This is a genomic window from Arthrobacter sp. GAS37, assembly GCF_044908325.1.
In the GTDB taxonomy this organism is placed as follows: domain Bacteria; phylum Actinomycetota; class Actinomycetes; order Actinomycetales; family Micrococcaceae; genus Arthrobacter; species Arthrobacter ramosus.
The window spans coordinates 1-13,305 of record NZ_JBIYDB010000067.1 but is presented as its reverse complement, the minus strand read 5'-3'; the positions used below and the strand labels follow the sequence as shown (position 1 = coordinate 13,305).

The following is a 13,305-nucleotide window of genomic DNA, read 5'->3' as shown; positions in this document are numbered from 1 at the left end:
GTCAGCGACACCACCGTGTTCGCCGCTGCATGCGCCGGTGCGGCCAACCCCACCCCGGCCAGCAGGCCGGCAACAATCAGCGCCGTGCTGCCAAAGGCCGTCCAGCGTTTGCGAAAGTGTCTATCGGTCCGCAATCCCCTGACGTTGGGCCGTGTGCGGCCCTCGCGTGGTGGTACCAAAGTCCCCTGTTGCTCATTCGTGGTTCTCATGGTCAACTCCTCCCCAGCCTAGGCAACGCAAAAGCGGCCGCGTGAAACCTCCGTGGTGTTCCAAGAAGGTGCCGCTCGAAAAGGGAGTCCGATCGCGGTTCCAAGCGACAGCACCCGGTGCCTGTGATTCGTTCACACACGTACCTGAGAGGCTACGACCAGCAAGTCGCCGTAGAAACGAGTGGCCAATACTCGTTCCTCCGGACGCTTCCGTTAGGTGAAGCTTCTGATGTAGCTAGTTAGTTTGCCTCCGGCCGGGTCTGGGGAGACCGTGCCGCGGCGGCTGTTGCGCTCTCCCGCCGGGGCATGCTGCTGCCTGCAAGTAGTCCCGTGAGTGGTTGCTGGGTCAGCCAAGTAGCAAGTCGAGTGTTCACATTCAATATGAATGCACCCACAATATGACGAGCGCGCCCCGGACTGGGAGGTGCGACTGTTCCGGGGGTGGTTGTGGGTAAGCATCATGAGTCTGGCCGGATAGTCCGCGTTGTACTTTCGAGACGCAGTTTCGTCACTGCCACCGTGATCATCGCTGCTGGCGCTGGTCAGGGCGAAGCTGGCATGCGTGTGACCGGTGGTGCCAATTCCGGAGAGCAGGGGGCATCGCCCACAAATTCGTCGTCGGGACCTGTGCCGGCGGGCGACTACGCCGCCGTGTCTTTTGAGCGCTCTGCGGTCCAGACTCTGGGCAAGGAAGGAATCGGGAACCTCAATGTCGCTTCGAGTTCCCTTGACCGGCCCCCCGCCGGGAAACTCTACGCTCCGCTTGAAGTGCTGGTTCGAAGTTCTCCCTTCGGGTTCAGGATCGACCCCTTCACCGGGTTGCCGGGGGAGTTTCACTGGGGCCAGGATTTTGCCTCGCCCTGCGGCACCCTCGTCTACGCAGCCGACGCCGGTGTGGTCCGGGCCGTGGGCTGGCATCCGTGGGGTGGCGGCAACCGCGTGGAAATTGATCACGGCAACGGCCTGGTCACCACGTACAACCACTTAAAGGGAATCGCGGTCCTCAAGGGGCAATCGATAAGGGTAGGCGAGGTCATTGCCAGAGTGGGAACCACAGGTTCCTCGACAGGCTGCCACCTGCACTTCGAGACCCATGTCAACGGCGTCTATACCAACCCGATGAACTGGTCGTTCCTGCCCATCAAGCAGCTTGACCCTCTCGGTGACATTCCGATGGTCAGTTACGAGCCCGGTTCGGGATCCGCGGCCTCGGGCGCGTCTAGCTGGTCCGTCCCAGGGGCCACGCCCCCCGTGCAGACCGTCACGGGCGGCATCCAGGAGGGCAAGGTCCCGGTCCAGCCGGGCACCTCGCCCGCCGCCTCACCGAGCGCAAGCCAGGGCCCGGGGGCCAAGCCGACGCTGACGCCGACGGGCTCCCCGACGCCGACAGGATCACCGATACCGAGTCCGACGGGTTCACCGATACCGAGTCCGACGGGCTCCCCGATACCGAGTCCGACGGGCTCCCCGATACCGAGTCCGACGGGCGCCCCGATACCGACCCCGACGGGCGCCCCGACGCCGATGGGCTCCCCGATACCGAGTCCGACGGGTTCACCGACGCCGACGCCGACCCCGACAGGATCACCGACGCCCACCCCCTCGAACGGCAACACACGTTAGTGCCGACCATGTCTTCGAAAGCTGGCTCGATGGACCTGCCTCGAAGAACATGCCGAGGACGCCCCGGACGACGGTGGTCTGTCCGGGACGTCTTCGTCTAATTGGCGATGGCTACTGCGGGTCCGACGATGCGGGAGAGATCTCATGGCTGGTCCTGCGACGTTTTGCCGCGCCGATGGCGGTGTCCAGGATGATGAAGGCCAGCAGGCTCCAGCCGAGCAGCGGCAGGACGAGTCCCAGGACTACCATCACGGTAATCGCGGTGAGGACCCCGGCCCAGTGGGCGCGCAGGAACGCTCCGCGCGGTGCGGGGCGGCCGAAGGCCCAGGCGCTGCCGCGGGTGGGCCGGCGCTTCCACCACATGACGTAGCCCCAGATGACCATCGCGGCCAGTCCCACGGCGACGGCCAGCAACAGGAGCTGGTTCGGCAGGCCGAAGAGCAGTCCCATGTGCGCGGCGATGGTCCAGCGGGTGAGTTTGGCAGCGAGGTTGAAGTCGTTGAAGTCGGCCCTGCTGGTGATCGTGCCCGTCGACGGGTCAATGGCGACGGCGCTGGCGGTGCCGGGCCATTCGCGGCCTGCTTCGGTCACGGACCAGGCGGTGCCCGGCTTCGCTGGTGGTTTGATGTCGATCATCGGGGCGGTGATGATGTCCGCCCGGGCGAGCCGCTGGACCGTGTCGTAGACGGTGGGGTCGATGGCCGTTGCGGCCGACGCCGGTCCGGCGGTGCCGTGCCCGGTGTGCTCTCCCGCCGGTGCGGACGCCGGTCCTGTCAGCGCGGTGGAGATCGTCGGTGTGGCCCAGCCCAGGGCGGTGCGCACGGTGCCGATGTTGGCCCCGGCATTGGCCGACCAGGTCAGGCCTGTCGCGGAGAGGAACACGAAGGCCGCGAGCAGGACGGTGCCCGTGGTCCCGTGCAGCCAGACGGTCCGGGCACGCCCGGACGCCGGACGGGGTTTCGCCGGAGCCGTCTTCTTGGCGGTGCTCCGGCGGCGGCGGAGCCTGTCGATCCAGAGGAGGAGCCCGCCGAGGGCGATGACCCAGAGCCAGGATGCTGCGAGTTCGCTGTAGACGCGTCCCGGTTCGCCGAGGCCCAGGGAGCGGTGCAGGTTGTCGATCCAGGTCCGCAGGGGCAGGGCGCCGCTGCTTCCGTAGGTGGGCAGATCCCCGCGGATTTCCCCGGTGCCGGGGTCAACGAAAAGTGTCCGGTACTGGGAATCGCCCAAAGAGGGATCGGTGAACAAAACCCGGGTGGTGTCCTCGGGCCCAGGGGCGGGGCGGACGGTGACCGGGGCGGCGCCCCCGGCGTGTTCGACGGCGGCCTTCACCTGGGCGGAGAGCGGCAGCGGGTGGGCGACGGCGGGGACGTGGAGTTCCCGCGTGTAGATGACTTGCTCCAGTTGCGGGGTCATGGCGTACAGTCCGCCGGTGATGGCGGCAATGAGCAGGAAGGGCCCGGCGAGAATTCCGGCGTAGAAATGGAGCCTGAGCAGGAACGCCCGGAACCAGCCGCGGTCCGAGGCCGGAGGCGTGTCCGGGCCTGGTTTGGGTGGTGTGTTTTGGGCCCCGGCAGGGGGATTGGCCAAGAGGGTCATGGTTTTGGTCTTTCAAGGTGTTCGGCAGGCGGCGCAGGGCACGCCTGGGAGCGGTACCGCGAGGGGGCGGCCCGCAAGAATCTGGGTGTCGGAAGGCAGCGCGAAGCTACCCGGGCCGGAAGGGGTCCGGCCCGGGTGATTCGATGCTGCTTAGGAGTTAGCTAGTGGCTTTGGTTGAACGGGTGCGCGTCAGGGCGGTGGCGCCTGCCGCCAGGCCGATCAGTCCTGCTGCCAGGCCGAACCAGCCCGCGGTGGATCCACTGTCACCGGATGATTTCGCTGCTGCTGCTGCTGCCGCCGCCGGGGTCGAAGCCGTGGTCGCGGCAGGGGAAGACATGGGCGTCATCGCGGTGGCGGAGTCACTGGCGGTGGTCACGAACGAGGGGGCCGGGTGTTCCGGCTCGGGCTGTCCCTCGACGGTCTTCTGGTCCCACTTCACCACAGTGCCGTCGGTGTACGTTTGGGTCGCTGGCAGCGTCACGGTGGTGCCGGCGTCGGGCAGGACACCCACCGAGATCGAGAACGCCTGGTATTGGTCCTGCCCGATCTGGTGGGCGGCGTCCGCGGTCCACACCACTGATGTGATGGCCTTCGTCACGGTCGTACCGGCAACCGTGACGGGTTTGGGAAGGGTGGTGGTGACGAGCTCGGCTGTCCAGCCCTCGACCGGTTTCACAGACACCGCGTTTAACGGGGTGTCCGTGGGGGCGATACTTCGAGTTTGTCGGTCTTGGCCGTGGGCGATTCGTTGGGGACGTTGAACGTCAGGTGCGTGGAGCCGCCGGCGGCAGGGTCGTCCGGGTCGACGTGGACGTGCGCGGAGGCGGCGGAGACGCCGAATGCGAGCAGACCGGCGGCCATCGTGGCGGCCGAGGCGGTCTTGAGGGTACGGCGGAGGGAGGTCTTCATGGCAATGATGCCTTTCACAAAGGAAAAACGGTCAGGAACCCGGCCCAGGACTGTGTCCGGCAGGTGAAAGCAGCGATCTGCCGCCGGTCCCTGCCCGTAGGTGAAAGGGGAGAGTCTCAGGCGGCGTGCACCAGAACCGGCGGACCGCGCAGGGAGGGCAGGCGCCGGCCCAGGCGATCCATGGGCACAATGGCAGGAACTACGCGTGGGCCGGGGACCCGGGGCGGCTGGATAGTTGTCGGCGCGGGCAGCTGCACGAGCGGGCGCAGCCATGCGAGCAGCGCCCATAGGGCTTGCTCACCGCGGGCGAGCACCAGCGCCGTGCCCAGTGTCGCCACCGCGTGGGCGGCCAACATCTGCCAGTCGCTTGCTGCGGCGTGGGCGGGCATGGCTGCGGTTACCGTTTGGGAGGCCACGGCGCCCGGCGTATGCCCGGTGTGGCCGGAGATCAAGGGCCCGGCCGGCGCGGCGCCGTCGGAGAGTGCGGAGAAGGCCCAGTGAAGCCAGGCCTGTCCGGCACCGAGGAGCCCGGCGAGGACCGGCAACGACAGGCGGAAACGGGTCAGCATGGCGACCGGGAGCACTGTCAGGGCGCACAGCGCGAAGAGAATCGCAGGTTCGGGCAGGCGACCGCCGCCGGCCAGGTGCCCGCCGGCAGCCAAGCCCAGAATGATGGAACCGATCAACCCGGTGCGGAGCAGCCGGAAAGAAGCACGCGTCGTCATTGGCGGTCCTTTCCGGGTTCACGAGTCAGGGTGGAGATTCCCGTAAATTCTACGGTCGCGTCGGTGCCGGGGCCTCAACGGGAGCCTTCATGACAAGCTGCCTCCGGCTTCTATTCCTGGTCGTCGGAGTCCTCGACCGGTTCATCTGCGGAGTCGTTGCCGGACAGGCGGCGCCTCACGTACAGGCCAGCACCAAGCAGCCCTGCCGCCAGGACAACGGCCACTGCGGCCACTCCCCAGGGGAACCCGGCAGTCTCGGCCGGTTTCGGCGCTGTTGTCGGGGTAGCGGAACCAGGGGTGCTGCTGGTCCCGGCCGTGAACGTGAAGGTCCCTTCGATCGGATGCGAATCGGAGGACACAATGCGCCAGACCACGGTGTAATGGCCCGCCGGGGCGCCGGCCTTCACGGGCTGGGAGACATGGTTGTCCACGATCGACACCGGGCCATCGGCCTGGTTCGTGCCGCTCTGGTCCTTGACCAGAATCGCGGAGCCGAGCGCGATCGGGGTGTTGTTGAACGTCAGCCGCACCACGGACGGAACCGCGGCTACCACCGAGCCGTCGGCCGGCTCAGTAGCCTCGAGCACGTCATGCGCAGCCGCCGGCGACACAGGCGCCAAGGCAAAGACCCCCAACAGCGCCGCCAGGAAAAGGCCCGCCAGTACGCGCGGCAGCCGTCCGGAGCGGTTTCGAGTGTCCATGACCAAGCATCTTCCATAGCCAAAACAAGGTTTCTACTCAGTGTAGAACGCGATGGTTGCTCTGGCGTTCCAGGCTGTGCCAAGCCGCGCCCCATCGGCAGTCCAGGTCGGTTGCTCCTCCGATGTCTCGCCGAAACCGGCGAAGACTCATCGGGCGGCCTGCGTACTGCAGGCTGCACAGATGCCGAAGACATCCCAGGCGGGGTCCGCGTGGACGAAACCTCGCTCTGCCGCCGCCGCGCGGAGGGCTGCGTCGGCTTCCGCCAGCTCGAGCTCGGCGGTGCGGCCACAGGATCGGCATACGAGGTGGTGATGGACTCCCTCGGGCGAGTGGCAGGCGTGGTACAGGGTGGTGCCATCGGGGCTGTGGAGCACGTCGGCAAGCCCTGCTTCGCCGAGTCCTGCGAGATTCCGGTAGACGGTGGAGAGGCCGATCGGTATGCCCTGCTGCTCCAGGATGCGATGCAGGGCTTGGGCGCTCAGGTAACCGCCCCCACCCTCCAAGGCGGCTCGCACGGCCTCCTGCTTGCGGGTCCTTCGTCTGTTCACGGCCGCTACGCCCCCTCGATGCGCTCCGGCCCCCTGACCGGAGGGCGGCTTAGTTCGATTGACAATGATAACCATTCTCATGTAACTATTTGAGTGTAAAGCACACGCCGGCCGCCCGCCACGAAGAATGGACCCCCCGATGCCCCGTCGATTTCCCCCTGTTATTTTTGTCGCCGCACTCGCGGTGACCGCCCTTGCCGGCTGCGGTACGGGGGCATCCGCTTCGTCTCCGGCCGCCGGAACTTCTGCCGCGTCGGTCCAGGTGATTCCCGTGGCGGCCAGCACGGACGCATGGGGGAGTATCCTTTCGGAGCTCGGAGGGACCCACGTGCAGGCCACCTCAATCATCAACAACCCGGACACGGACCCCCACGCCTACGAGCCCACCCCGGCAGACGCGCGCACAATCGCGGCCTCCAAGGTGTTTGTTGAGAACGGGGTCGGCTATGACAGCTGGGCGGCCAAGGCCGTGGCCGCGAACCCGACCGCCGGCCGGTCGGTGGTGGAGGTGGGGGCAGTGACCGGCACACCGGACGACGGCAACCCGCACCAGTGGTACGCGCCGGAGAGCGTGGGCAAGGTCGCGGACGCGATCACCGCGGCACTGAAGAAAGCCGATCCGTCGAGCGCTGCCTACTTCGACGCCCAGCGGACCGATTTCGATTCGAAGGCACTGGCGGATTACCACGCCACGATCGCCGAGATCAAGACAAAGTACGCCGGAACACCGGTCGGGGCGAGCGAGAGCATCTTCGCCCCGATGGCATCCGCGCTCGGGCTGAACCTCATCACTCCGGAGACCTTCCTGAAGGCCATCAGCGAAGGGACCGACCCTTCGCCGGCAGATCTGGCGACGATCAAGTCCCAGATCACGGGAAAGCAGCTGAAGGTATACGTGTTCAACAGCCAGAACTCCACTCCCGACGTCGCTGCGCAGGTCGACGCGGCCAAGGCCGCCGGCATCCCCGTCAGCGCAGTCACCGAGACCCTCAGCCCCAAGGGCGCCACTTTCCAGGACTGGCAGACAACGCAACTCAAGGCCCTCGAGACGGCGCTAGCGCAGGCAACCGGGAAATGACTAACGAACCGGCGGTCCGCTTCCGCGGCGCGGCCGCTGCGGTAGGGGGCCGAACCGTCTGGGCCGGTGTCGACTTCACGGTCGACGCCGGCCAGTTCGTGGCCGTCCTCGGACCCAACGGTGCCGGGAAATCAACCTTGCTCAAAGCCATCCTCGGCCTGGTCCCGGTCAGCTCCGGAACGATCGCCGTCTTCGGCAGGAAGCCAGGGCACGACCGGTCAAGGATCGGCTATCTGCCCCAGCGGCACGCCTTCGGATCGTCCGTGCGTATCCGCGGGATCGACATCGTGCGCCTTGGCCTGGACGGCGAACGCTGGGGCACCCCCCTGCCAGGCTGGCTTCGGGGCTCTAAAGGCCGCGAGGCCACGGCGCGGGTCCAGGAAGCCATCCGGCTCGTCGGCGCCGAGGGCTACGCCAACCGGCCGATCGGGCAGTGTTCCGGCGGCGAGCAGCAGCGGCTGCTCATCGCCCAAGCGCTCGTGCGCCGCCCGGAGCTGCTGGTCCTGGACGAGCCACTCGACTCCCTGGACGTGACCAACCAGCGGTCCGTCAGCGCTCTCATCCAAAGCGTGTGCCGCAGCGAGGGTGTCACTGTGCTGATGGTCGCCCACGATGTGAACCCGATCCTTCCCTACCTCGACCAGGTGGTCTACCTCGGGCACGGCAGCGCAATCACCGGCACCCCGGAGCAAGTGATCACACCCGAGGCCCTGACCGCCCTCTACAGCACACCGGTAGACGTCCTGCGCGACCGGGAGGGCCGGCTCGTCGTCATCGGCCAGCCCGACGCGCCTCCCGAACACCCCCACGGTCCGCAGGTGCACGCATGAATCCCGCAGGCTTCCTCGCGGAGCTCTTCGCCTACCCGTTCATGGTCAACGCCTTCCAGGCCGGCACCATCGTGGCGGTCGCGGCCGGGGCGATCGGCTGGTTCATGGTCCAGAGGCGGCAATCATTCGCCGGCCACACCCTGGCCGTCATCGGATTCCCCGGAGCCGCGGGTGCAACGTTGCTTGGCCTGAGCCCGGCGGTTGGATACTTCGTGGCCTGCATCGGCGGCGCGCTGGTCATCGCTTCGCTTCCCGCCACCGGCCGGGCAGGCGGAGGGCTCGGAGGCGCCGGCGAGGAATCAGCAGCCATCGGCACAGTCCAGGCCTTCGCCCTGGCCTGCGGATTCCTCTTCGTCAGCCTCTACAAGGGCTTCCTGGGCGGCCTGAACAACCTCCTCTTCGGAACCATCACCGGGGTCACCACCGGCCAGGTGGCCCTGCTCGGCGTCGCGGGCCTCGTGAGCCTCGCAGCCCTGGCATGCATCGCCCGGCCACTGCTCTTCTCCTCGATCGACCCAGCCATCGCCGCGTCCCGCGGGGTCCCCGTCCGGGCGGTCTCGGCCGCCTTCCTCGTCCTCCTGGGGGTCGCTGCGGCCGGCACCAGCCAAGTCACCGGGAGCCTTCTCGTGTTTTCCCTGCTCGTCGCCCCCGCAGCCACCGCAACCCGCCTCACGGCCAGGCCGGTTCTGGGGATCGCCCTCTCCGTCCTGATCGCCCTGGCCGCGACCTGGGCCGGGGAAGCGATCGCATACTTCTCCCCATACCCCATCGGGTTCTGGGTGGCCTCCCTGGCCTTCGCCGCCTTCGTCGCCGCCATGGCCTGGCAGGCAGCCCGCGAGCACCACGGCCGCCGCCGGGCTCTCCCCAACGCGGGAGTGTGGGCATGACCGGCATCGCGGCCCTCGGCACCGGAGGGTGGATACTCTCCGAGCCCTTCATGCAGAACGCCTTCATCGCCGGGACCGCGGTGGCCCTGCTGGCCGGGCTCGTCGGGCATTTCGTGGTGCTGCGCGGACAGGTGTTCGCCGGCGACGCGCTCTCCCACGTCGCCTACACTGGAGCCCTCGCCGCCCTCGCCGCAGGCCTGGACCTGCGCCTGGGGCTGTTCACCGCGACGATAGGGATCGGGTTCGCCCTAGGCCTGTTCGGCGGACGTGGAGCATCCGACGACGTCGTCATCGGCACGACCTTTGCCTGGATCCTCGGGCTCGGGGTGTTCTTTCTCTCGATCTACACCACCCGGGGCAGCACGAGCGACAGCACCGCCAACGTGAAGGTCCTCTTCGGCTCGATCCTGGGCATCAGTTCCGCCGCGGCCCAGGCCGAGGCATGGACAGCGGCGGGCCTGATCCTGGTGCTGCTCGCTATCGCCAGGCCCCTGCTTTTCGCCTCCCTCGATCCCGCAGGGGCAGCGGCCCGGGGGATCCCCGTGCCGCTACTCGGCCCCTTCTTCCTCGCCCTCCTGGGCGCGACCGCGGCCACCGCCAGCCAACTCGTCGGCGCGCTCCTGGTCTTCGGGCTCCTCGCCGCACCCCCCGCCGCGGCCCGCAGACTCACGGACAGGCCATGGGCCGGCTTCTGGCTTTCCGGCGCCCTTGCCGTTGCCGCCGTTTGGGCCGGGCTGGGCCTCGCCTACTGGGTGCCCACCCTGCCCTCCAGCTTCACCATCACGGGCGCAGCTTCGCTCGAATACGCCACCGCGGCAGCAGCATCCTGGATCATTGCGCGCCGTGAACGCATCCCGGCCTTGCCAGACCCCGTCAACCACGAAGTAGCAGGGTGTTCCGCGCAGACGGGACCCGCTTGAATGAACAAGGTGAAACTCCTTTAGCGCGGCGCGATGCTTCATGTGCAGGCGCTGGATGTGAACCGACGGTCCGGTCTCGCGGGTTCCGGGTTGGACGTTCCGAACGCCCCGTCAGGAGCGTTCGGTTGCCGCTGGTGCCGGCCGCGGTGCCGATGCGGCAGGAGCCGGCGGTCCGGGTGGGCAGCAGGAGGAAATGCAGGGGATTTCTTGCTCGCGGCGGCGCTCCCGTTCCGCGGCCACCCTGGTCTTTGCTTTCTTGCGTACCTTGCTGGCGGGCATGAAGTGGTCTCTTCCTTGTTGTGTTCCGTCCGCTCAAGGCGGCGTTGGGCGCCCTGATTGTCTGGGTGCAGGGCTTTCTCGGCGTGCAGTTTCCGTTGAACATTCCGGGCAACACACGTCGGTGGTTTCGGCGCTGCTCCCTGGCTCCACATCGGTGGCGTCCCGGTTCGCCGTGTCTGGCTGAACTGGCTCGCGGCCGTGATCCGCGTCTCGATCGAAAGCCAATCGCCGATTGCCCGCATGAGGAACAACGCAACAGGAGTCTCCGCGCCAGGCGTTGATCCCTTCGCGGAAAGCCATCAGGGCGATGACCATGGCAGCGCCGGCGTCGGCCCACCACCAGCCGAACGCACTATTGAGCACAAGGCCGGCCAGGAGGACGGCGGAGAGGTACGTGCAGAGCAGGGTCTGTTTGGAGTCGGCTACTGCGGTCCGTGAACCAAGTTCACGGCCGGCACGGCGTTGCAGCCAAGACAGTACGGGCATGATGGCAAGACTCAGGGCAGCGATGACAATGCCCGGGACTGAGTGCTGTGCTTCGCCTCCGCCGGCCAGGGAGCGGAGTGAGTCCAAGGTGACAAACGCGGCTAGTGCGAAGAAGGAAACCGCGATGATCCGCAGCGTCAAGTGCTCGCGTCGTTCAGGGTCCTTGGCGGAAAACTGCCAGGACAGGGCGGCAGCAGAGCCCACTTCGATCAGCGAATCCAGACCGAAGCCGATCAGGGCCGACGAGTCCGCGATCCCACCTGCCCAGAGGGCCGCAATGGCTTCGATGACGTTGTAGGTGATGGTCGCTGCCGCGAAGAGGCGGATGCGGCGGCTGAGCACGACGCGCCGGAGGAAGGATGGCGAGGAGAGGCTGCTCGTCGTCATGCCAGGCACTCGCCGTCGGGAGCGCAGCACGCGGGGTCCACGGCGAGCACGACGCCGAGCAGATCCGTGATGGCGTGGCCCAGCCGGACGTCCGCGAGCTCATAGCGGGTCCGCCGGCCGTCCGGAACGGCCACAACCAGTCCACACCCGCGAAGGCACGTCAAATGGTTCGACATGCTCTGGCGCGATACCCCGAGAGATTCGGCGAGATCGGACGGGTAACCGGGTTCCGCCGCCAAGGCCAGCAGGATCCGTGCCCTGGTCGGGTCTGAGACTGCGTAGCCGAAGCGAGCCAGTACCGGGGCATGCGTGAGGGTCTCCATGCATCGAAAGTACATTGATCAATGTATTCATGCAACTGTGTATTGATCGGCTGACCAGCGCCTTCACCTTCGCAGTCATGATCAGCTCAGAAAAATGGCCCCGGAACATTTCCGGGGCCATTTTGTCATTGGGAGGTGTCAGTGTTCGTCGTAGTGGCCCTCATGCTCGGCGTGCCGGTGGCCGTCGTGGACGTAGTCCACATGGTCGCCATGCTGGACCGCTTCGTGCGTGCAATCCGGTCCGCCATGCTGATGCTCGGCCGGGGTGTGCTCCGCCGGGTCATCGTGTTCGTCGTAGTGGCCCTCATGCTCGGCGTGCCGGTGGCCGTCGTGGATGTAGTCCACGTGGTCGCCGTGCTGGACCGTGACATGCTTACACTCCGGGCCGCCGTGCTGATGCTCGACGAGTGTATGTTCAGCCTTGACTTCCTCGGTCATGGTGTCCTCCTTCATGGCGCCGGGGCGCCCCGGCCCTAGCGTTCCTGGCTGTGTGTGATGGCGTCCTGGATGACGTGGGCCACGTGATGGTCGGTCAAGGAATAGATCGTTTCGCGCCCGGACCTGGATGCCGTGACCAGATTGACCCCCCGGAGCAACCGCAGATGCTGGGAGACCAAGGGCTGAGACAACTTCGTCGCCTCAGTCAACGCGCTCACGGACGAGGGCTCGTGGGCAAGCGCAGACAGAATGAGAAGGCGCGACGTGGCCGACAGCGCCTTGAAAAGCTCTGCCGCCCCGGCAAGGGACTCCTCATCAGGATTCACATAGAGATATAAGCATGTTTTTATGAGTCAGGTCAACGGCCTTTTCCGCGTGGATAATCGAGGTTCACGGGCGGGGTGCCCGGCCGGGTGCTGGTTCGCTAGGCTTGGTCGATGAATGGGAGCGAGACATGATCCACCGGACCTACCCGCAGGGCGTCCCGTGTTGGATTGACACCGAGCGGCCTGACGTCGAGGCAGCCGCTGAGTTCTACGGCGGACTCTTCGGCTGGACCTTCGAGGACGCCATGCCGCCGGGAGCGCCGGGCCGTTACCTGATAGCCAAACTCGACGGCGAAGACGTCGGCGGGATGGCCAGCGCCAGGAAGGGTGCCGCGGCGCGGCGCTGACAGATCCGCAGGGCATCGAGTTCCGCATTTGGCAGGCCAAGCGACGCTTCGGGGCCCAAGTGGTCAATCAGCCGGGGGCCTGGAACTTCAGCGATCTCCACACATCTGACCCCGGCGCGGCCATCGCGTTCTACGAGGACGTCTTCGGCTGGCAGGTCGACGATCTCGGCTTCGCGGTGCTGATCCGCAGGCCCGGTTACGGGGATCATCTTGAAGCGACAGTCGATCCGGGCATCAGGGCCCGCCAATCGGGTGTGGCTGCCCCGCCGGGCTTCGAGGATGCGATCGCGTGGGTCGCGACCACCGCGCCCGATGAACCGTCGCACTGGCACGTCTCGTTCACCGTGGCTGACCGCGACCAGACGGTGGCTGTCGCCAAGCGGCTCGGTGCCCAAGTCCTGCGGCAAAACGACACCGAGTGGACGCGCACCGCACTGATCCGGGACCCCCAAGGGAGCGGAGTTCACCGCCAGCCAGTTCACGCCCCCATCCGGCTGAGCCGATCCGGTAGGCGCGGGGGCCGATATGTTTCACCCTCCGCTGGTAGAACGTCTGCCCAGGAATCTGTAACTGGGTGATCGAGAATCAGGGGCCGATGTCGTACATCTCGTAGTCGTCGGTGGTGATCGTGCCGTTGGCTTGGATGTTCAGGCCCCAACTGATCCCTGACGCACCGGCGGGCAGGGGAGGTG

General features: G+C 67.0%; 16 protein-coding genes and 2 pseudogenes. 8 read left to right on the top strand and 10 right to left on the bottom strand.

From position 1 onward, the window contains the following. A partial coding sequence (locus tag ABH924_RS24305; protein WP_404503026.1) for a hypothetical protein occupies positions 1-209 on the bottom strand: 209 nt, incomplete at its 3' end. 558 nt (positions 210-767) lie between these two features. Between ABH924_RS24305 and ABH924_RS24300 the strand changes: the two are divergent. Then, positions 768-1,316: pseudogene (locus tag ABH924_RS24300) on the top strand (M23 family metallopeptidase); the annotation flags it as partial. 74 nt (positions 1,317-1,390) lie between these two features. Here the strand turns inward: ABH924_RS24300 and ABH924_RS24295 are convergent. The 6 genes and pseudogenes from ABH924_RS24295 to ABH924_RS24270 all read right to left on the bottom strand — a co-directional run bounded on the left by ABH924_RS24295 (position 1,391) and on the right by ABH924_RS24270 (position 6,312). Further along, a complete protein-coding gene (locus tag ABH924_RS24295) occupies positions 1,391-1,822 on the bottom strand; it encodes a hypothetical protein (RefSeq protein ID WP_404503028.1) in 432 nt (143 codons plus the stop codon). Positions 1,823-1,943: 121 nt separating this feature from the next. After that, the gene (locus tag ABH924_RS24290; protein WP_404503024.1) at positions 1,944-3,428 is read right to left on the bottom strand and encodes a PepSY-associated TM helix domain-containing protein; all 1,485 of its coding nucleotides are present in this window, start codon (positions 3,426-3,428) and stop codon (positions 1,944-1,946) included. 157 nt (positions 3,429-3,585) lie between these two features. Continuing rightward, positions 3,586-4,289, bottom strand: a pseudogene (locus ABH924_RS24285) (YcnI family protein). A gap of 164 nt (positions 4,290-4,453) precedes the next feature. Beyond that, positions 4,454-5,062, bottom strand: a complete 609-nt coding sequence (locus ABH924_RS24280; RefSeq protein WP_404503022.1) for a hypothetical protein — start codon at positions 5,060-5,062, stop codon at positions 4,454-4,456. Positions 5,063-5,172: 110 nt separating this feature from the next. Then, the gene (locus ABH924_RS24275; RefSeq protein WP_404503020.1) at positions 5,173-5,763 is read right to left on the bottom strand and encodes a copper resistance protein CopC; all 591 of its coding nucleotides are present in this window, start codon (positions 5,761-5,763) and stop codon (positions 5,173-5,175) included. Positions 5,764-5,910: 147 nt separating this feature from the next. Further along, a complete protein-coding gene (locus ABH924_RS24270) occupies positions 5,911-6,312 on the bottom strand; it encodes a Fur family transcriptional regulator (RefSeq protein ID WP_404503018.1) in 402 nt (133 codons plus the stop codon). A gap of 139 nt (positions 6,313-6,451) precedes the next feature. Here ABH924_RS24270 and ABH924_RS24265 point away from each other — a divergent pair, with 139 nt between their 5' ends. Genes ABH924_RS24265 through ABH924_RS24250 form a run of 4 tightly spaced genes read left to right on the top strand, consistent with a single transcriptional unit; the run spans position 6,452 to position 10,027 of the window. Beyond that, complete coding sequence (locus ABH924_RS24265) at positions 6,452-7,390, top strand: metal ABC transporter solute-binding protein, Zn/Mn family (protein ID WP_404503016.1); 939 nt, start codon at positions 6,452-6,454, stop codon at positions 7,388-7,390. Then, positions 7,387-8,220 (top strand): metal ABC transporter ATP-binding protein, encoded by an 834-nt coding sequence (locus ABH924_RS24260; RefSeq protein ID WP_404503014.1) that lies wholly within the window; start codon positions 7,387-7,389, stop codon positions 8,218-8,220. Before ABH924_RS24265 ends, ABH924_RS24260 begins: the two co-directional genes overlap by 4 nt. After that, on the top strand, positions 8,217-9,107 hold the full coding sequence (locus tag ABH924_RS24255; protein ID WP_404503012.1) for a metal ABC transporter permease: 891 nt from the start codon (positions 8,217-8,219) through the stop codon (positions 9,105-9,107). Before ABH924_RS24260 ends, ABH924_RS24255 begins: the two co-directional genes overlap by 4 nt. After that, a complete protein-coding gene (locus tag ABH924_RS24250) occupies positions 9,104-10,027 on the top strand; it encodes a metal ABC transporter permease (RefSeq protein WP_404503010.1) in 924 nt (307 codons plus the stop codon). The genes ABH924_RS24255 and ABH924_RS24250 overlap by 4 nt, the downstream gene beginning before the upstream one ends. A gap of 312 nt (positions 10,028-10,339) precedes the next feature. On the opposite strand, the gene ABH924_RS24245 is transcribed toward ABH924_RS24250, so the two are convergent. Further along, a complete protein-coding gene (locus ABH924_RS24245; protein ID WP_404503008.1) occupies positions 10,340-11,179 on the bottom strand; it encodes a cation diffusion facilitator family transporter in 840 nt (279 codons plus the stop codon). Further along, entirely contained in the window at positions 11,176-11,502 is a 327-nt protein-coding gene (locus ABH924_RS24240) for an ArsR/SmtB family transcription factor (protein WP_404503006.1), read from the bottom strand. The genes ABH924_RS24245 and ABH924_RS24240 overlap by 4 nt, the downstream gene beginning before the upstream one ends. A gap of 141 nt (positions 11,503-11,643) precedes the next feature. On the opposite strand from ABH924_RS24240, the gene ABH924_RS24235 reads away from it, so the two are divergent. Next, on the top strand, positions 11,644-11,979 hold the full coding sequence (locus tag ABH924_RS24235) for a hypothetical protein (RefSeq protein WP_404503004.1): 336 nt from the start codon (positions 11,644-11,646) through the stop codon (positions 11,977-11,979). Here ABH924_RS24235 and ABH924_RS24230 read toward each other — a convergent pair. Further along, positions 11,976-12,266, bottom strand: coding sequence for an ArsR/SmtB family transcription factor (locus tag ABH924_RS24230; protein WP_404503003.1), 291 nt, complete (start codon positions 12,264-12,266; stop codon positions 11,976-11,978). The two genes, ABH924_RS24235 and ABH924_RS24230, sit on opposite strands and share 4 nt — an antisense overlap. Positions 12,267-12,394: 128 nt before the next feature. Between ABH924_RS24230 and ABH924_RS24225 the strand changes: the two genes are divergently transcribed. Then, complete coding sequence (locus ABH924_RS24225; RefSeq protein ID WP_404503001.1) at positions 12,395-12,613, top strand: hypothetical protein; 219 nt, start codon at positions 12,395-12,397, stop codon at positions 12,611-12,613. 59 nt (positions 12,614-12,672) lie between these two features. Then, entirely contained in the window at positions 12,673-13,191 is a 519-nt protein-coding gene (locus ABH924_RS24220) for a VOC family protein (RefSeq protein WP_404502999.1), read from the top strand. Positions 13,192-13,305: the final 114 nt, after the last annotated feature.